General features: G+C 69.0%; 19 protein-coding genes and 3 tRNA genes. 4 read left to right on the forward strand and 18 right to left on the reverse strand.

What is annotated here, in order from left to right; genetic code table 11:
• Positions 1–2: 2 nt before the first annotated feature.
• The 15 genes from E3O46_RS18295 to tilS form a co-directional block, all read right to left on the reverse strand.
• Positions 3–176: a hypothetical protein gene (locus E3O46_RS18295; RefSeq protein WP_166791070.1), complete on the reverse strand. Its 174-nt coding sequence runs from the start codon at positions 174–176 to the stop codon at positions 3–5.
• 12 nt (positions 177–188) lie between these two features.
• Positions 189–401, reverse strand: a complete 213-nt coding sequence (locus E3O46_RS12025) for a hypothetical protein (protein ID WP_134446299.1) — start codon at positions 399–401, stop codon at positions 189–191.
• 5 nt (positions 402–406) lie between these two features.
• The gene (gene lysS / locus E3O46_RS12030; protein ID WP_134446298.1) at positions 407–1,972 is read right to left on the reverse strand and encodes a lysine--tRNA ligase; all 1,566 of its coding nucleotides are present in this window, start codon (positions 1,970–1,972) and stop codon (positions 407–409) included.
• A 107-nt stretch (positions 1,973–2,079) separates the two neighbouring features.
• A complete protein-coding gene (panC, locus tag E3O46_RS12035; protein WP_241987406.1) occupies positions 2,080–2,970 on the reverse strand; it encodes a pantoate--beta-alanine ligase in 891 nt (296 codons plus the stop codon).
• Complete coding sequence (locus tag E3O46_RS12040; protein ID WP_134560058.1) at positions 2,967–3,770, reverse strand: Rossmann-like and DUF2520 domain-containing protein; 804 nt, start codon at positions 3,768–3,770, stop codon at positions 2,967–2,969. Before E3O46_RS12040 ends, panC begins: the two co-directional genes overlap by 4 nt.
• A complete protein-coding gene (locus E3O46_RS12045) occupies positions 3,767–5,470 on the reverse strand; it encodes a PH domain-containing protein (protein WP_134446296.1) in 1,704 nt (567 codons plus the stop codon). Before E3O46_RS12045 ends, E3O46_RS12040 begins: the two co-directional genes overlap by 4 nt.
• Positions 5,467–5,937 carry a PH domain-containing protein gene (locus tag E3O46_RS12050; protein WP_174774641.1) on the reverse strand — a complete coding sequence of 157 codons (471 nt, stop codon included), beginning with the start codon at positions 5,935–5,937 and terminating at the stop codon, positions 5,467–5,469. Before E3O46_RS12050 ends, E3O46_RS12045 begins: the two co-directional genes overlap by 4 nt.
• Positions 5,938–6,052: 115 nt before the next feature.
• Positions 6,053–6,538, reverse strand: a complete 486-nt coding sequence (locus E3O46_RS12055) for a DUF3180 domain-containing protein (RefSeq protein WP_134446295.1) — start codon at positions 6,536–6,538, stop codon at positions 6,053–6,055.
• The gene (gene folK, locus E3O46_RS12060; protein ID WP_241975450.1) at positions 6,535–7,137 is read right to left on the reverse strand and encodes a 2-amino-4-hydroxy-6-hydroxymethyldihydropteridine diphosphokinase; all 603 of its coding nucleotides are present in this window, start codon (positions 7,135–7,137) and stop codon (positions 6,535–6,537) included. The genes E3O46_RS12055 and folK overlap by 4 nt, the downstream gene beginning before the upstream one ends.
• A complete protein-coding gene (gene folB, locus E3O46_RS12065) occupies positions 7,134–7,499 on the reverse strand; it encodes a dihydroneopterin aldolase (RefSeq protein WP_134446294.1) in 366 nt (121 codons plus the stop codon). Before folB ends, folK begins: the two co-directional genes overlap by 4 nt.
• Positions 7,496–8,302: a dihydropteroate synthase gene (gene folP / locus E3O46_RS12070; RefSeq protein WP_134446293.1), complete on the reverse strand. Its 807-nt coding sequence runs from the start codon at positions 8,300–8,302 to the stop codon at positions 7,496–7,498. Before folP ends, folB begins: the two co-directional genes overlap by 4 nt.
• The gene (folE, locus tag E3O46_RS12075; RefSeq protein ID WP_134561768.1) at positions 8,299–8,868 is read right to left on the reverse strand and encodes a GTP cyclohydrolase I FolE; all 570 of its coding nucleotides are present in this window, start codon (positions 8,866–8,868) and stop codon (positions 8,299–8,301) included. Before folE ends, folP begins: the two co-directional genes overlap by 4 nt.
• Before the next feature lie 7 nt (positions 8,869–8,875).
• Positions 8,876–10,888: an ATP-dependent zinc metalloprotease FtsH gene (ftsH, locus tag E3O46_RS12080; protein WP_134446291.1), complete on the reverse strand. Its 2,013-nt coding sequence runs from the start codon at positions 10,886–10,888 to the stop codon at positions 8,876–8,878.
• Between the two features lie 87 nt (positions 10,889–10,975).
• Positions 10,976–11,527 carry a hypoxanthine phosphoribosyltransferase gene (gene hpt / locus E3O46_RS12085; protein ID WP_134446290.1) on the reverse strand — a complete coding sequence of 184 codons (552 nt, stop codon included), beginning with the start codon at positions 11,525–11,527 and terminating at the stop codon, positions 10,976–10,978.
• Entirely contained in the window at positions 11,508–12,746 is a 1,239-nt protein-coding gene (gene tilS / locus E3O46_RS12090) for a tRNA lysidine(34) synthetase TilS (RefSeq protein ID WP_134560050.1), read from the reverse strand. Before tilS ends, hpt begins: the two co-directional genes overlap by 20 nt.
• A gap of 45 nt (positions 12,747–12,791) precedes the next feature.
• On the opposite strand from tilS, the gene E3O46_RS12095 reads away from it, so the two are divergent.
• Positions 12,792–13,283, forward strand: coding sequence for an inorganic diphosphatase (locus E3O46_RS12095; protein WP_134446288.1), 492 nt, complete (start codon positions 12,792–12,794; stop codon positions 13,281–13,283).
• 222 nt (positions 13,284–13,505) lie between these two features.
• On the opposite strand, the gene E3O46_RS12100 is transcribed toward E3O46_RS12095, so the two are convergent.
• Both E3O46_RS12100 and E3O46_RS12105 read right to left on the reverse strand, forming a co-directional pair.
• Entirely contained in the window at positions 13,506–14,921 is a 1,416-nt protein-coding gene (locus E3O46_RS12100; RefSeq protein ID WP_134561769.1) for a C40 family peptidase, read from the reverse strand.
• The gene (locus E3O46_RS12105; protein ID WP_134561770.1) at positions 14,914–16,197 is read right to left on the reverse strand and encodes a M23 family metallopeptidase; all 1,284 of its coding nucleotides are present in this window, start codon (positions 16,195–16,197) and stop codon (positions 14,914–14,916) included. Before E3O46_RS12105 ends, E3O46_RS12100 begins: the two co-directional genes overlap by 8 nt.
• 365 nt (positions 16,198–16,562) lie before the next feature.
• Between E3O46_RS12105 and E3O46_RS12110 the strand changes: the two genes are divergently transcribed.
• From E3O46_RS12110 to E3O46_RS12120, 3 genes are all read left to right on the forward strand, one after another.
• A tRNA-Glu gene (locus tag E3O46_RS12110) sits at positions 16,563–16,635 on the forward strand.
• Between the two features lie 97 nt (positions 16,636–16,732).
• A tRNA-Asp gene (locus tag E3O46_RS12115) sits at positions 16,733–16,806 on the forward strand.
• 68 nt (positions 16,807–16,874) lie between these two features.
• Positions 16,875–16,947, forward strand: a tRNA-Phe gene (locus E3O46_RS12120).
• 209 nt (positions 16,948–17,156) lie between these two features.
• On the opposite strand, the gene E3O46_RS12125 is transcribed toward E3O46_RS12120, so the two are convergent.
• Positions 17,157–17,897: a hypothetical protein gene (locus E3O46_RS12125; RefSeq protein WP_134561771.1), complete on the reverse strand. Its 741-nt coding sequence runs from the start codon at positions 17,895–17,897 to the stop codon at positions 17,157–17,159.
• Positions 17,898–17,935: the final 38 nt, after the last annotated feature.

Here is a 17,935-nt window from a genome sequence, read left to right on the forward strand (position 1 = left end):
GGTTAGGTGACGGGCTTGTCGAGCCCGAGCTTCGCGCGCTCTTCGGCCTCGATCTCCGAATACACCTTCCGCTCGGTGCGGTCGGCCCTGAGGATCGAGCGCATGATGACCCAGAAGATCAATCCGAGCGCGACCGTCGGCAGGATCGAGAAGAACGCACCCCAGAAGAAGTCCATAGTTCCCTCAGACTACTTGACGAGGATGCCGTAGAGGCCGGTGCCGACAAAGTAGATCCCGATCGCGGCGACGATCACCCACAGCACGATGCGGTTGGTCGTGATCGGCTGGCGCTCCTTGGGCGCTTTGGGCTCGGAGGCCGAGTCCGTCGGAGCCTTGTCGATGGCATCCGCTGCCTGGGAAGGCTCGTCCGGGGTGGTGTCGTCCTGCGGCTGGGTGTTCATGGCCTTCACTTTACCAACGGGAAGAGGATGGTCTCGCGGATGCCGAGGCCGGAGAGGGCCATCAGCAGCCGGTCGATGCCCATGCCCATGCCACCGGTCGGCGGCATGCCGTACTCGAGGGCGCGCAGGAACTCTTCGTCGAGGCGCATCGCCTCCGGGTCGCCGCCGGCCGCGAGGCGGGCCTGCTCGACGAAACGCTCCCGCTGGATGACCGGGTCGACGAGCTCGGAGTACCCGGTCGCGAGTTCGAAGCCGCGCACGTAAAGGTCCCACTTCTCGACGACGCCGGCCACCGAACGGTGCCCGCGCACGAGCGGGCTCGTGTCGACGGGGAAGTCCATCACGAAGGTGGGCCGGGTGAGGCCGCCCTTGACGAAGTGCTCCCAGAGTTCCTCGACGTACTTGCCGTGGATGGGGTGCTCGACTGCGACGTCCTCCCTGGCCGCGAGCTCCTGCAGCTCGGCGAGGGGGGTCTCCGGGGAGATCGTGCGGCCGACCGCGGCGGACAGGCTGTCGTACATGCCGATCCGGTCCCAGTCGCCGCCGAGGTCGAACTCGGTGCCGTCCGCCCAGGTCACGACGTGCGAGCCCGAGACCGCCGTCGCCGCGTTCTGGATCAGCGTCTGGGTGAGGTCGGCGATCGAGTTGTAGTCTCCGTATGCCTCGTAGGCCTCGAGCATCGCGAATTCGGGAGAGTGCGTCGAGTCTGCACCCTCGTTGCGGAAGTTGCGGTTGATCTCGTAGACCCGGTCGATGCCGCCGACGACCGCGCGCTTGAGGAACAGCTCCGGCGCGATGCGCAGGAAGAGTTCGGTGTCGAAGGCGTTGCTGTGGGTCGAGAACGGGCGAGCGGATGCTCCGCCGTGCATGACCTGGAGCATCGGCGTCTCGATCTCCAGGAAGTTCCGGTCCGTGAAGGTCTTCCGCAGGCTCGCGACGGTCTGCGAGCGCTGGATGACGCTGCGGCGGGCCTGCTCGCGACTGATCAGGTCGAGGTAGCGGCTCCGCACCCGGGTCTCCTCGCTCAGCTCGGAGTGCAGGTTCGGCAGCGGCAGCAAGGCCTTCGCGGCGACCTGCCATTCGGTGACCATGATGGAGAGCTCGCCACGGCGGGAGGAGATGACCTCTCCGGCGACGAAGAGGTGGTCGCCGAGGTCGACGAGGTCCTTCCAGGCGGCGAGGGAGTCGACGCCGACGGCGGCGAGGGAGACCATGGCCTGGATCCGGCTGCCGTCGCCGGCCTGGAGACTCGCGAAGCACAGCTTGCCGGTGTTGCGGAGGAACACCACGCGGCCGGCGACGCCGACGGTGACGCCCGTGACGGCATCCGCTTCGAGGTCGCCGAAGCGGGCACGAACGGCGGGGATCGTGTCGGTGACGGGAACGCCGACCGGGTATGCCCCACCGCCGGGCGTGGTTGCCGCCTGGATGAGGCGGTCGCGCTTGGCGAGGCGCACGAGCTTCTGCTCGCTGTTCTCCTGCTCGACCCTGACCTGCTCGGCCTGCTCGGCCTGCACCGCCTGCTCGGCGGTCGGCTCGGTCGGCTCGGTCGTTTCGGTGTGCTGGCTCATGCGGATCTCCGTTGGCGATTCAGGTTCGTGCAGGTGCGAGGTCGTGCTCGTGCGGTCGTGCGCGTCGTGCGGTCATGCGAGTCGTGCCGATGCTTCGGGCGAGCGCTTCAGGCGGTTGCGCTTCCGAGGTCGATGGCCTCGTTGTCGATCAGCCGAATGCTGCCGACATGCGCGGCGACGAGCATCCGTGCCGGGCCGGTGAAGCCCGCCGCGACCGGCTGGAAGTCTTGCGGGCTCACGACCACGAGATAGTCCAGCTTAACCAGTGGCTGGGCGGCGAGGATCGTGTGCGCGGCGACCTGGGCCGCCTGCAGCCCGTCGGGGGCGGCTGCGACCGCGGCCGTGAGCGCCGCGGACAGGGCCAGGGCCGCCTCTTTGTCCGCGGGTTCGAGCCGGCGGTTGCGGCTGGAGAGGGCCAGCCCGCTTGCCTCGCGCACGATCGGGACGACATCGATCTCGGTGCGCACGTTGAGGTCGGCGAACGCCTGCTGCACGAGGAAGACCTGCTGGGCGTCCTTCTGTCCGAAGACGACGACGTCGGGGCCGACGATGTTGATCAGCTTGGTCACGACCGTGAGCATGCCGTCGAAGTGGCCAGGGCGCACAGCGCCCTCGAGGAGGGCGGCGACCGGGCCGGCGGTGACGCGGGTGTCCGCGGCGCCGTCCGGGTACATCGTGGACACCTCGGGCGCGAACACGAACGCGACACCCTCAGCGGCGAGCGCCGCGACGTCGGCGTCGAGGGTGCGCGGGTAGGACGCGAGGTCCTCGGTGGGCCCGAACTGGAGCGGGTTGACGAAGATCGAGACCACGACGATGCCGCCGCGGGCGTGGGCGCGACGCACGAGCGACAGGTGCCCCGCGTGCAGGGCTCCCATGGTGGGGACGAGGACGACCCGCGCTGCCGGGCCGGGCTCTGCACGCCTCTTCGCGGCGGCGATGCGCTCGCGCAGCCCGTCGATGGTGCCGATGACTTCTGGTTTGATGAGCACGTTCACTCGTCCTCCGTTGTGGTGCGGTCGGTGCGGTCGTTCTGGCCGGTGGGGTCTTCGGGGTCGACGGCATCGTCGAGGTCGTCGAGGTCGTCGTCGAGTGCCGACAGGTCGAGGCGGTCCGGCGCGGTGCGGGAGAGGGCGTTCTCCATCGCGGAGCGCATCAGCGGGCCGATCACGCCGCCCGGCCGGTCGATGCCGATCGAGGTCAGCAGGGCTGCGGCCTGGTCGACGATGGACGTCGAGAACGCGGTGGCGATCTCGACGGCCTCGGCGTAGCGGGCCCGATCCCCCTCGGCGACGACGACGGGCTCCCCGCCCATCTCGACGACGAGCGCCTGCCCGATCGGGAGCACGGGGGTCGGCGCGGTGACGGCGAAATAGCTGTCGGCGAGGCGGGCGAGGTCGATGCTCGTGCCGGTGAAGCTCATCGCGGGGTGGATGGCGAGCGGGATCGCGCCCTGGGCGAGCGCCGGCGCGAGCACCCCGATGCCGAACCTCGCCGAGGTGTGCAGCACGAGCTGCCCGGCCTGCCACGTGTTCGTCGCGGCGAGCCCGGCGACGAGGCTCGCGAGCTGGGCGTCCGGCACGGCGAGGATCACGAGTTCGCTGCGTTCGACGATCTCGGGCACGGTCAGGATCGGCACGAACGGCAGGATCGCCTCCGCCCGGTCGCGGCTGGACTGCGAGATCGCCGAGATGCCGACGATCGCGTGGCCGGCTCCGGCGAGGGCGGCTCCGAGGATCGGGCCGACCCTGCCGGCACCGACGATGCCGATGCCGAGACGCCCGGGGCGGGCGCTCACAGCGCCGCCTCCGCTGCCGGTGCGAGGGTCTGCGCCGGCCGGTCTGGCATCGCCCGGTTCAGCGGATGCCCGGGGTCGGCCCAGTGATGACTGGTGTCGGCGCGAGCGGACGAGATCGCTCCCGCGGAGAGGCGCTCGAACAGGCGCTCCCCCTCTCGGACGTCGATGACCGGGAGGGTGGCGACGACCGGGCCGGCGACGGTGTGCACCCGGAGCTTCGCGAGGCGCAGCATCCGCTGGATCGGGCCCTGTTCGATCGCGATGCTCTGCAGCCGGGCGAGCGGCACGAGCGTGAGTTCCCGGCTGACGAAACCCCGGCGCAGGAGCACCGTGTCGGCTGCGACGGTGAAGCCCGTGCGCCGCCAGGAGAACGGACGGAGCCACGCGGCCCGGCGCGGCGCGTTGGTGTAGCCGTCGTCACCGCCGGGTGAGCGCACGCCGTGGTCGACGAGCAGCTTCTCCCGGCCGTTCTCGGAGCCGGAGTCGCTGTCGAAACCGGGCAGGATCAGTTCGAGCACCCTGGCGACGTCGGCGAGTGTGCCGACCGGGAGGGTGGTGGTGTGCGCCTCGCCGGCGGCGCCCTTGTTCGTGGAGTGGCCAGCGGTGTTGATGCGCACCTGCCACCAGCCGAACGGGCGCCAGATCAACGGCTGCGAGACCCGCACGGCATGGATGCGGCCGGGCGGGAGCGTCTCGTTGCTCACCGAGAGCAGGCCGAAGCCCACGCGCACCCCGTCCGGCGTGCCCGCGATGCTGTAGCGCAGGGACTTCGTGAAGCGGTTGACGTAGAAGCTGAGGCTCCCGATCAGTCCGGGGAAGATCGCGATGAGCAGCCAGCCGCTGCCGCCGGCGGAGACGCTCCAGATCAGCACCGCGATCGCGATCAGCACGAACACGGTGAAGCCGCTGAAGATCACGGAGCCGATCAGGCGACCCGGGGGGATCCGCACAACGGATTCGGGCGGCGCGGCGTCCGGGTCGAGCTCGGGGGCGAAGAACTCGTGGGCCCGGTCGGTCGCGAAGCCGCCGATCCCGCCGGCGATGCCGCCGGCCGCGGTGCCGATGGCACTGCCGAGGGACGGGCCGAGGGCACTGCCCGCCGCCCGGGTGCCCGCGTGCTCGACCCAGTCCTCGCCCTCCGCCGCGGCGTCGGGCGCGGCATCGGAGGGAAGTGCCGCGGCCGCGCGGGCTCCGGAGGCGAGGTGCAGGATGTCGCGGCGGAGGGCATCCGCTGCCGCGGAGCCGAGGTAGGCGAGGTGCACGTTGGCGTCCTGGCCGGCGACGCTGACTTCGAGTTTCGCTGCACCGAAGAGCCGCGGGATGAAAGGGCGCACGATGTTGACGCCCTGGATGCGGTCGAGGCGGGCGCGGCGGTTGCTGCGGAAGACGAGCCCGCTGCGCACCTCGACGACCTCGCCGCTGACGCGGAAGGTGTGCATCCGCCACGACAGGTAGAAGGCGACCAGGATCACGACGAGGATAACGACGACCCCGAGCAGCGCCCAGCCGACCGCGCCACGGCGGAAGAGCTCGTCGATCGGGTCGTCGCCGTAGGTCGGCACGTGGAAGAAGAAGTCGATCAGGCGCTCACGGAGGTTGCTGATGATGAAACCGAGGATAGCCACGATGAAGAGTCCGCCGCGCAGCAGCGGGCTCGCCGGGTGCAGCCGGTGCCACTCCCCGTCGGCGAGGGTGGTCACAGTCCCGCCCGGCGACTCTCGGCGAGTTCGATGAGCCGGTCACGGAGCGCCTCGGCGTCGTCGAAGGCAAGGCCGGGAACGAGCACACCGGAGGATGCGGCGGCGGTGACGAACTTGAGGTCGGCAAGGCCGAGCCAGCGGGCGACCGGGCCGCGGGTGACATCGATGAGCTGCATCCGGCCGTACGGCACCGAGACGAAACGCTGGAACATGATGCCGCGGCGGAAGAGGAGGTCGTCCTGCCGGAGCTGGTAGCCGATCGAGCGCACCCGGCGGGGCTCGAACAAGACGACGACCAGGGTCACGACGACGATCAGGGCGAGCACGATCGGCGCCCAGGAGACCTCGGCGAGGAGCCAGAGGGCGGTCGCACCGGCGCAGAGGACGAGTCCGAAGATCACCGTCCCGACGATTTCGACGACGACGTAACGCGGAGAGACCCGTTTCCACTCGCCGGCGACGGGCAGTTCGAGGCGACCGGCCGGGTCGAGGGTCTGGGCGAGTTCGGGTGCCGGTTCGGAAACCGACACGGCAACGGGTGCGGGGGCAGGGGGTACCGGGGCGGCGAATCCCTCAGTGGTGTCAGGCACGCACTTCTCCTCGTTTGCTGTTCTCGTCGTCGTCCGGAGGGAGAGTACAGAAATGCTCGGCAACCAAACCACTCACCAGAAGGACCGCTGCGCCGAACGCCATCCCAATGGTGAGCCATACCGATGCTACCGCCGGAGTCACCGAACGGGTCAGCAGATAGAGGCCGAGGCCGCCGGCGGCTCCGAGCAGCAAGGCCCCGCTGTACGCGGATGCCTTTGCGAGCGCGGCGACGCGAACCGCCATGAACGGGTTGACCGGCTTGCGCGGCTTGCCGTCCAGGGCGCCTCTCGTTGACTTCCGGATCGGCCAGGCCAGGCCGAAGACCACGATCGCGCAGAGCACGAGGGCGAGGGCGAGGCTCGCCGGCGGCAGCAGGATCGAACGGCCGGCGGCCGCGAGCGCAAGCTCGAGCAGCAGCCCGCCGACGAGGGCGCCGAGCACCCAGGCGACGATCACGGAAGCACGCGTGCGCTTCATCGGCTCGCCTCCTGGGCCGGATAGCGGCGCACGGTCGAACCGATCGCGGCGAGGAGACCGGACACGGGTCCGCGGCCCGGCAGCACCGCGTCCGGGTCGAGGTCGAGCCAGGGGGCGAGGACGAAGTCGCGGTCTGCCGCACGCGGGTGCGGGAGGGTGAGCCGTGCATCCGCCTGTTCGAGCGCCCCGAAGACGACGACGTCGATATCGAGGGTGCGGTCGCCCCAGCGCTCGGAGCGCACCCGGCCGTGCTCGTTTTCGATGGTGTTGACCGCGTCGAGCAGGGTGAGGGCGTCTCCGGTGAAGCGGATGCCGACGGCCAGGTTCAAGTACCGGGGAGCGTCCTCGTCGACCCCGTCCGGTTTCACGGCAGCGGACTCGTAGAGCGGAGATACCCCGGTGACGGAGAGCCCGGGCACCTTCCCGAGGTCTCGGACGGCGGCTTCGAGGGTCGCCTCCCGGTCACCCAGGTTGCTCCCGAGCGACAACACCGCGTCCACAGCCTCGTGAGGTGTCGCAAATCGACCTTCGCGAGCCTCGTGAACGTCGATTTGCGACACCTCAGGGGCGGGGTTCGGCGTCACGGGGGCGGGGTTCACGGCCGGGACCTCGTGATCTGCACGGAGACATCGGTGAAGGGGACACTGATCGGGGCCTGCGGCTTGTGCACGGTGACCTGCACGGTCTCGGCGGCGGGGTGGGCGAGCACGACGCCCGCGATCCGCTCCGCGACCGTCTCGATCAGGTCGACCGGGTTGACCGCCGCCGCCTCCGTCACCTCGATCGCGAGTTCGCCGTAGTGGATGGTGCGGCTGACGTCGTCGCTCGACGCCGCGGCGTGCAGGTCGAGCCAGACTGTGACGTCGATCACGAAATCCTGGCCGTTCTCACGCTCGAAGTCGTAGACGCCGTGGTGAGCGGTGACCCGCAGCCCGGTGAGAGTGATGCAATCGCGGATCATGGCTCTATTCTGGCCGACTCCACGAGCGCAAGCACCTTCAGGGCCGCGCGGGTTGCCGCCACGTCATGCACGCGCACGGCCCAGGCGCCGGCCTGGGCGGCGAGCACGCTCACCACGGCGCTCGGCAGGTCACGGGCGGCGATCGGGGCGTCGTCCGGGAGCGCGGTCGCGAGGAAGCGTTTGCGGGAGGCGCCGATCATGACGGGAAGGCCGAGCATGTCGAAGGCCGCGAGGTTGGCGAGCAGGGCCCAGTTGTGGGCGGGGAGCTTGGAGAACCCCAGGCCGGGGTCGAGCACGATCCGCTCCCGTGGCACCCCTGCGGCGACGAGGGCCTCGACGCGCCAGGCGAGTTCGGCCCGGACGTCGGCGACGACGTCGCCGTAGACCGCGAGGTCGTCCATGGTGCGGGCGTGGCCGCGCCAGTGCATCGCGATGAAGGTGAGGCCGCTCTCGGCGGCGACGCTGGCCATCAGCGGGTCGGCGAGGCCACCGGAGACGTCGTTGATGATGCTCGCCCCCGCGGCCGCGGCCGCGCGGGCGGTCGAGGCGTTGAGGGTGTCGACGCTCAGCACGAGGCCCTGCCGGGCGAGCTCGGTGATCACGGGGATAACCCGGGCCTGTTCGACGGCGGGGGCGACGCGGCCGGCGCCCGGCCTCGTCGATTCGCCGCCGACGTCGATGACGTCCGCGCCTTCGGACCGGAGCAGGAGACCGTGCCGGATCGCGGCATCCGTCGACGCCCACTTGCCGCCGTCGCTAAAGGAATCGGGCGTGACATTGAGCACGCCCATGATGCGGGTCATGAGCCTGCGCCGATCAGGGCCATCACTTCGGCGCGGCGGGCCGGTTCGGCGAGTTCGCCGCGTACGGCGAGTGTGACGGTCGAGCTGTTGACCTGGCGGGCGCCGCGCGTCGTGACGCACCCGTGCACGGCGTCGAGCACAACGAGGATGCCGCGGGGCTCCAGACCGGTCTGGAGCGCCTCCGCGATCTCCTCGGTCAGGCGTTCCTGTACCTGGGGGCGGGCGGCGAGGCAATCGACAAGGGCGGGCAGCCGGCCGAGGCCGACGACCTTCTCGCCGGGCAGGTAGGCGATGTGGGCGCGGCCGAGGAACGGGAGCAGGTGATGCTCGCAGACCGACCGGAAGTCGAGGTCGCGCACGAGCACGAGCTCGCCCGTCGTCGGGCCGACCGGGATGGTGTCGCGCAGCAGGTCGAGCGGGTCCGTTCCGAGCCCGGCGAAGAACTCCCCATAGGACTCGGCGACGCGGCGCGGCGTGTCGGCGAGTCCCGGCCGGTTCGGATCGTCGCCGATCGCCGCGAGGAGCTCCGAGACGAGACCCTCGATTCGGGCCCTGTCGACTGCCACCCGGGGCCTAGGCGGTGGCGGGCCGCGGGGTGCGGGCGGGCGCGCGCTTGGGCTTGGTCTCTGCGGCGTCTCCACTGGACACTCCGCCGTCAACGATGCCCTCTTCGATGGGCGCCTTGGGCAGCGGCATCTCGATGGGGGGAACGTCCGAGACCGGGCGCTTGTCGCTCGAGAGCCACTGCGGGCGCGGCGGGAGCTTTTCGATGCCGGCGAAGATCGGCGCGAGTTCGGTCTGGCCGAGGGTCTCGTGCTCGAGCAGTTCCGCGGCGAGCGTGTCGAGAATGGCGCGGTTCTTGCCGAGCACCTCGTATGCCTCGTCGTGGGCGGCCTCGAGCAGCAGGCGCACCTCGGTGTCGACGCTCTCGGCGAGGCGCTCGGAGTAGTCGCGCTGGTGGCCCATGTCGCGACCCAGGAACATCTCACCGGACGCCTGGCCCAGCTTGAGCGGGCCGACGGCGGCGCTCATGCCGAACTCGGTGACCATCTTGCGGGCGGTCGCCGTGGCCTTCTCGATGTCGTTGCTCGCGCCGGTGGTCGGGTCGTGGAAGATCATCTCTTCCGCGACACGGCCGCCCATCGCGTAGGCGAGCTGGTCGAGGAGTTCGTTGCGGGAGACGGAGTAACGGTCTTCGAGCGGCATGACCATCGTGTAACCGAGGGCACGGCCGCGGGGAAGGATGGTGATTTTCGTGACAGGGTCCGTGTTGTTCATTGCGCTCGCGACGAGGGCGTGGCCGCCCTCGTGATAGGCGGTGATCAGCTTTTCCTTGTCGCGCATGATGCGGGTGCGGCGCTGCGGACCGGCCATCACCCGGTCGACGGCCTCATCGAGGGCGCGGTTGTCGATCAACTGCGCGTTCGAGCGTGCGGTCAGCAGGGCGGCCTCGTTGAGGACGTTGGCGAGGTCAGCGCCGGTGAAGCCGGGGGTCTTGCGGGCGAGGACCTCGAGGTCGACTCCCTGCGCCATCGGCTTGCCCTTGGCGTGCACCTCGAGGATCTTCTTGCGGCCGAGCATGTCGGGGGCGTCGACGCCGATCTGGCGGTCGAAGCGGCCGGGTCGGAGCAGCGCGGGGTCGAGGATGTCTGGGCGGTTGGTCGCGGCGATCAGGATGACGTTCGCCTTGACGTCGAAGCCGTCCATCTCGACGAGCAACTGGTTGAGGGTCTGCTCGCGTTCGTCGTGCCCGCCGCCCATGCCGGCGCCGCGGTGGCGGCCGACGGCGTCGATCTCGTCGATGAAGATGATCGCGGGGGCGTTCTCCTTGGCCTGCTGGAACAGGTCGCGGACGCGGCTCGCGCCGACGCCGACGAACATCTCGACGAAGTCGGAGCCGGAGATCGAGTAGAACGGCACCCCGGCCTCGCCTGCGACGGCGCGGGCGAGCAGGGTCTTACCGGTTCCGGGAGGGCCGTAGAGCAGCACACCCTTGGGGATGCGCGCTCCGACGGCCTGGAACTTCGCGGGCTCCTTGAGGAAGTCCTTGATTTCTTCGAGCTCTTCGATGGCCTCGTCTGCGCCGGCGACGTCCGCGAAGGTGACCTGCGGGCTCTCCTTCGAGACGAGCTTGGCCTTCGACTTGCCGAACTGCATGACCTTGTTGCCGCCGCCCTGCATGCCCGAAAGCATCAGCCAGGCGAACCCGCCGATCAGGATCACGGGGAGCAGGTAGCCGAGCAGGGTCACGAACCAGTTGGTCTGCGGCACCTCATCGGTGAAGCCGCCGGACAGGTCGGCGCTCGTGACGGCGTTGACGACCTCGGTGCCGCGCGGAGCGACGTAGTAGAACTGCACCTTGGTGCCGAGCTTGTCGTCGGCCTGGGACAGTGTGAGGTCGACGCGCTGCTCGCCGTCGACGATCTTGGCCTCCGAGACCTTTCCGTCCTTGAGGAACTGGAGTCCCTGTGCGGTCGGAATCTCTCGGAACCCGGACATGGTGATCAGACTCGACCCTATCCAGACGGCGATAATCGCCAGAATGATGTAGAGGAGTGGCCCGCGGAGTAGCTTCTTGACGTTCATCGTGTTGTCAGGCTACCGTGCCCGCACTGAGCGGTCACCGTGTGTTCGCCCTGAGCGCGATGCGAGGCCGAGGCAGGCATCCGCTTCTCAGGAGTAGATGTGCGGGGCGAGCACGGCAACGGAACGCAGGTTGCGGTACTTCTCGGCATAATCGAGGCCGTAACCGACGACGAACTGGTTCGGGATGTCGAAGCCGAGGTACTTGACGTCGATGTCGACCCGGGCGGCGTCCGGCTTGCGGAGCAGCGCGCAGATCTCGACGGATTCCGGCTGGCGGGACTTGAGGTTCGCGATCAGCCAGGAAAGGGTCAGGCCGGAGTCGATGATGTCCTCGACGATGAGCACGTTGCGGCCGTGCAGGTCGGTGTCGAGGTCCTTGAGGATCCGGACGACGCCGCTCGACTGGGTTCCGGAGCCGTATGAGCTCACCGCCATCCAGTCCATCGCGATCGGATGCTTGAGTTCGCGGGCCAGGTCGGCCATCACCATCACTGCGCCTTTGAGGACACCGACGAGCAGGAGATCCTTGCCCGCGTAGTCGGCTTCGATCCGGCGGCAGAGTTCGGCGAGGCGGCCGTGGATCTGCTCTTCTTCGATCAGGATTTCGGTGAGGTCGCCATCAATGTCGCGGGGTTCCATGGGGGAGGGAGGGTCCTTTGCTTTGTGCGTATTCAGTTGGCCGTGCGTGCCGTGCGAGGCCGGGCCCGGTGAAGACGAGCCAGCCATCGTGCCGTACAACTCTAACGCCTGGCAGGTCGAGCGGGCCCTGGCCGTGCCAATCGGTCACGAGCCGGCCGACGGCCAGGGTCGCCCCGCGGGGCAGGGCCATCACGACGGTGCCAGCGCCGGCACCGGCGGCGCGCAGGACTGTGCGTGCCGCCGCGAGCCGGATCAGCCGGTTCCGGAGCGCGGCGGGCTGTTCGGCGAGCACCTCGACGGGCACACGGATGCCGCCTGCGACGATCTCGAAGGATCCGCCGGCGAGCTCCGCCGCGCGTTCGTCGAGGGCTGCGGCGTCTTCCCGTAACAGGTCCGCGGTGCGGGCGAGTGCTTCGGCGACACCGGGTCCGAGCTCGCGCTCGAGCGCCGGCAGGACCGTGTCGCGCACCCTGACGCGGGCGAACCGGTGTTCCGCGTTGTGCGGGTCCGTCCAGGGGGTGAGGCCGGCATCCGTGCAGGCGGCGACGGTCTGGGCGCGGCGGATCCCGAGCAGGGGGCGGAGGTACGCGCCGCTGACCCGCAGCATGCCGTGCAGGCTGACCGGGCCGGAGCCGCGGGCGAGGCCGAGCAGCACGGTTTCGGCCTGGTCGTCGAGCGTGTGACCGAGCAGCACGTGGCTCGCGCCGGTGTCGGCGAGTGCACGGACGAACGCGGCATAGCGGCCGGTGCGGGCCGCGGCCTCCGGGCCGCTGTAGGTCTCGGCGGGGTCGGTGTCTGCGGCACTCCCCCGGTGGTTCTCGCCGTGGTCGACGGTGATGCGCACGACGAGCACGGGGTCGAGGCCGAGGGCCGCTGCCTGCCGGGCGGCCTCGGCGGCGACGTCCGCGGACCCGGGCTGCAGGGCGTGGTCGACGATCACGGCCCCGGCGCGGAGTCCCGCCCGCGCTGCCTCGAAGGCAGTCCCGGCCGCGAGCGCGAGCGAATCCGGGCCGCCGCTGAGGCCGACGAGGACGAGGCCGCGCGTTTCGGCGTCTGGTGCGGAGGCGCCGGGGACGGAGGCGCCCGGGGCGGAGGGTTCGGACCCGGAAGCCTGCGGCGTCACTGAGGAGCCGAGCCCGGCGTCCGCCAGCACGGCGCGGATCGCCCGGCGGATGTCGGCGATCTCCGGTGTCAGTCTCGGGCGGCGCGTTGACTCCATCCAGTAACGTTATCCGGAGACTGTGAACAAGGGAGAGACCAGGCCATGGCCGCATATGACGCAGTAATCGAAATTCCCCGGGGAAGCCGCAACAAGTACGAGGTCGACCACGAGACCGGACGGGTCTACCTCGACCGTGTGCTCTACACGAGCTTCGTGTACCCGACGGACTACGGGTTCTTCGAGAACACCCTCGGCCTCGACGGCGATCCCGTCGACGTTCTCGTGCTGCTCGACTTCCCGCTGTTCCCCGGCGTCGGCGTCTCGGTGCGTCCGGTCGGTGTCTTCAACATGACGGATGACGGCGGCTCTGACGCCAAGGTCATCGCCGTTCCCGCGGGCGACCCCCGCTGGGACCACATCCAGGACGTCCTCGACATCCCGGAGTACACCCGCAAGGAGATCGAGCACTTCTTCGAGCACTACAAGGACCTCGAACCGAACAAGTGGGTCAAGACGGAGGGCTGGGGCGACGCCGCCGAAGCCAACCAGATCGTCGAAGACGGCATCAAGAAGCTCGCCGCCGAGGGCCACTGACCTCTAGCGCGCTTCGTGCGTCGCGCTCGCGCGCTGCCGCACCACGAAGGCCTCCCGGATCGCTCCGGGGGGCCTTTCTGCGTCGCGGACCCCCCGGCATCCGCTCTCGCGCGCCACGTGCGCCACTGCGCGCCAGGCATGCCGGCAGCGTAGCGGCGGAAATGGCGCGCGGGAGGGTGCGAGCGCTGCGGGACGGGACGGGACGGGCGAGGGGCGGTCGGGTCAGCCGGTGGGGCGGCCCACGTAGGACGCGACGTCGCCGGGCGACCAGATTGAGTGGATGCGCACGGGCTTGCCGACGTCGGGGGCCTCGAGAACCTGGCCACCGCCGACGTAGATGGCCACGTGGTAGTAGTCGCCGCCGCTGCCCCAGAAGACGAGGTCCCCGACCTGCACGTTACTGAAGGAGACGAGCCGGCCCTGGCTGGCCATGGTGTTGTACTGGTTCGTGGCGGAATGGGTGCCGATGTAGACCCCGGCCGCGGCATAGGCGGCCTTGGTCAGACCGGAGCAGTCCCACGCGTCGGGGCCCGAGCCGCCGAGGAGGTAGCGGTCGCCGAGCTGAGCGCGGGCGAAGGCGATTGCGGTCTGCACGGCGCTCGCGTTCGGAGCGGGCGCGGTCGCCGCGCCGCCGCCCGAGGACGAGCCGGATCCCGAGCTGCCGGAGCCGGAGCTGCTGCCGGATCCCGAACTGCCGGACCCGGAGCTGCCGGATCCCGAATTGCTCCCGCCGCCCGCGGCCGGAGCCTGGGCTTGAGCCGCAGCAGCAGCAGACGCGGCTGCGGCCCGCGCGGCCGACGCCGCCTGGTCTGCGGCAGCCCTGGCCGCTGCCGCGGACTGCGCCGCAGCGAGCGCGGCCGCCGCAGCCGCGGCATCCACACCGGCCTGGTAGGAACGCTCGGTGTCTGCCGTGGTGTCCTTGAGGAGGGCGAGCTGCCCGTAGAGATCGTTCGACTTCTGCTGCTCGGCCTCGAGGGCGGCTTCCGCGGCCTGGGCCGCGCCACTTGCCGCATCGAACTTCGTCATGGACTCGCCCGTGAGCCGGGTGCGCTCGACGGTCGCCGCGGCGGCCTGCCCGCCGAGGGACTCTGCCGAGTTCTTGTCCTGGACGGCCTCCCGGTAGATGGTCTCGGACTGCTCGCTGAGCTTGCTCGCGGTTCCGAGCTGCTCGAGGAGGTCGTCGGCGCTGCTGCCGTTGAGGAACAGGTTGAGCGAGAGGTCCTGCGCGCCGGTCTTGGCCAGGTGCGCGGCGATCAGGCCGGCCCGCATCTTCGAGGTGTCCGCCTTCTTCGACGCGGTCGCGGCCTGTTCGGTCAGGCTCGTCTCACGCAGGGTGGCGGCGTCGAGCTCGTCCTGGGAGACCCGGTACGCCTCCGCGGCGACCTGCGAGGCCTTGGACGCGGCATCCGCCGCCGTTTGCAGGCCGGTCAGCAGCGCCGTGATCTTCTCGATCTCGGCCTGCTTCGTCGCCTCATTGGCTTTCGCGTTCTGTACGTCGTCCCAGCTGGGGTAACCCTGGTCGCCGTAGGCGGCGGGAGCGATGATGCCGACGGATGCCGAGACCGCGCCGATCGCGACGGCCGCGGCGAAGAGGCGCACGGGCTTCCGTTTCGTGAAGGACGTGCCGTCGTTAGCCAAGTGTTGCTCCCCTGCTCGCCATGAAGGGCTGTGGATTGATTTGGGGGCCGTTGACGCGCACTTCAAAGTGCAGGTGGCATCCGTCGGCTGCGCCGGTCATCCCGACGCTGGCTATGTTCTGCCCGGCGCTCACGCTCTGGCCGTTCGAGACGAAGATTCCGCCAGCGCGGATGTGCGCGTATCCGGTCGATACCCCGCCGCCATTGTCGATCTGAATGTAATTGCCGTAGGTCCCGTTGGGGCCGGCGTAGGTGACCACGCCATCGTGGGCCGCATAGATCGGGGCGCCGCAGCCGGCGCCGATGTCCGTGCCGCTGTGGTAGCCCTTACTGCAACCAGTGGAACCGCAGATCACTGCTCGCGGGCCGAACCCGTCGGTGATTCGCCCGCTGGCCGGAACGGCCCAGCCCTGGGAGCTGATGTACCCGCCGCCGAGTCCGGCACCGGCGCTTCCGCCACCACTGCTTCCCGAACTGGCACGGTTGGCGGCCGCTGCGGCGGCGGCCGCTGCGGCGACCCGGGCAGCCTCGATGGCAGCGAGGCGCGCTCGCTCGGCCACGCCGGCCTCATAGCCGGCCGTCGTGGACGCCTGGGCGTCCTGCATGAAGGCGAGCTGGGCGGCGAGTTCGACACTCTTGGACTCTGACTCGGCGAGAGCGTTCGCGGCGGCCTCCGCGGCGGCCTGCGCGGCGACCATCGCGGCCTGCGCCGCAATGTTGAGTGTCTCGCGTTCGGTCTGGGCGATCTTGGCCTGGTCTCCGAGCGCCTGAGCCGAGTTCGTGGCGGCCTGGGCCTCCTCGTAGACGCCCGTGCTGCGTTCGACCATCTTGCTCATGCTGCCGAGCTTGGAGAGCAGGGCGTCGGCGCCTGTGCCGCTCGCCTCGCCGTCGAGGAGGAGGTTGACGGTGAGGTCGGTGCCTCCCGTGCGATAGAGCTGGGCCGCGAGCTGACCGGCCTGCTTCGTCGCGGCATCCGCTGTCGCCTTGCTCGCGTCGGCCTGGGCCTGGAGGTCGGATGCGCGGCGGGCGGCGTCGTCGTAGTTCTGCTGGGCGACCCGGAGTTCGGCGCCGCGCTTTTCGGACTCGGCCTGGGTCTGGGCGACCTGGGTCTGAAGATTCGAGATCAGATTCTGGATTTCGGTGACCTTGGCGGACGCGGCGGCCGTGTTCGACTTCGCGTTCTGCACGTCCTGCCAGCTCGGGTAGTCGACCGCCTGGGCGCCGCCGGCGGGAATCACGAGCGTCACGATGAGGGCGAGAGCCGTGGCGAGGGCCATTGCGGCGGTGCCTCTGAACAGGCCCCGATGACCGTGAACGCGGCGTCCGCCGGCCGGCCGCAGTGGACCCGACTGTTCGCTGGCCCCGCGGTCACTCGTCACTGCCTTGCGCATAGAACTCCCTGATTGGGCACCGCGTGAACACACTGGTCACGATGCCACTCTTTTCACAGTAACAAGTTCGCGCCAGTATCGCCCGCTATCGGACCCGAATCTAACCCCCAACCGGGCGGATCGGCCGCCATTCGCGGGCGCGCCGGGGCGCGGGCGACACGCCGCGGGCATCGGTCCACGTGCCGATTTGGGGTTTTCACCCAAGAGACCGTATGCTTACTCGTCGGTAGCCATGATGTTTATGGCGTCTCGGCCCCATCGTTTAGAGGCCTAGGACGGCGCCCTTTCACGGCGTTAACACGGGTTCGAATCCCGTTGGGGCTACGCAACCTGCCTAACTGAATGTGCAACAATAAGCAGGTAGTAAATCAGTACAAGTAACACCGAATAAATGAAAACGTACGTTTGGTTCTCATTGTGAGGCCCTGTAGCGCAGTTGGTTAGCGCGCCGCCCTGTCACGGCGGAGGTCGCCGGTTCAAGTCCGGTCAGGGTCGCAAAGGTAAAACGCCCTTTCGCGAGAGAGGGTTTTTTCCTTGGAAAGCGACTTCTCGAGTTACTTTCTGGCCCTGTAGCTCAGTTGGTAGAGCGTTCGACTGAAAATCGAGAGGTCACGGGATCGACGCCCGTCGGGGCCACCCGCTGAAATCCCCGGTTATCCGGGGTTTTTCTCGTTAACGGATGTGTTTACTCCGGCCTCGAATACGGCTTTTGCCCACATTTTGCCCACAGTTGAAATAGTTGCGTGGTCATCGAGGGCGGTTGCAACGCCTTTCAGACTGCGATTTCGCGGAGACGTACCGGTGCACTTTTAGGCCGTTAATGTTCAGTGGCCAAAAGAAGAGGGTCATTCGATCAGCGATCCCGTGGCTTCAATGCGCAGCCCGACGGTGGCTCGTTCAATCGCAGCGCTGTTCATGAATCTCGGAATTATCCGATCCAAGTCGATGGGCGCAAGCTCGATCCATTGCGTCGTTCCGCGATCCATCCACTCGATCCGCAGACAATCGCGAGGCCGGTTTATCACATAGCCAGAGTCGATAGTCACCGCCGCGATCAAGGAACGCGCAATCCGGCCGGCGCGACGGGGAGTGCGGCTGTCCCAGGCCCAGGTCTCCAGTGAGTTCGCCCGAATCGAGATTCCCACCTGCCAGCTGCTCCGGTTGATAGAGGAGCTTTGGTGAAAACCAGCGATCGCGGCCGGAGTTGGGGACGTGCGCGTCAGCTGCCCGAGGATCACCCTCGCGCCGGGATCAGCTCGGAGCATGGCAGCCCGCAGCTCGTTCATGACGCGCCGCTGGTAAAGCATGCCAGCCACGACCAGCACTGCCGCAGCGATCACCGACACGACATACCCTCGTCCACGGAACGGCCCAACCATCATCAATACAGCGTCAATGGCGACCAGAATGAGCAGGATCGCTACGATACCCCGCTGGCGCCCGCCAGTCCCTAAGCGTTTGCTGTCGACTGCCTGACCCGAATCGATCTCCATCACATGTCCTCCCACGGCCACATCGCTCACAGGCAAGCGGGCTTCCACCACCGAGCATGAACCCGCGATCGAGAACTCGATACGCGCACGCATGGTCCTTCCGCCAAACATATCGGTCGATCAGCTCAAAT

Origin of the sequence: Cryobacterium glucosi (assembly GCF_004402235.1) — a bacterium.
Taxonomy (GTDB): domain Bacteria; phylum Actinomycetota; class Actinomycetes; order Actinomycetales; family Microbacteriaceae; genus Cryobacterium; species Cryobacterium glucosi.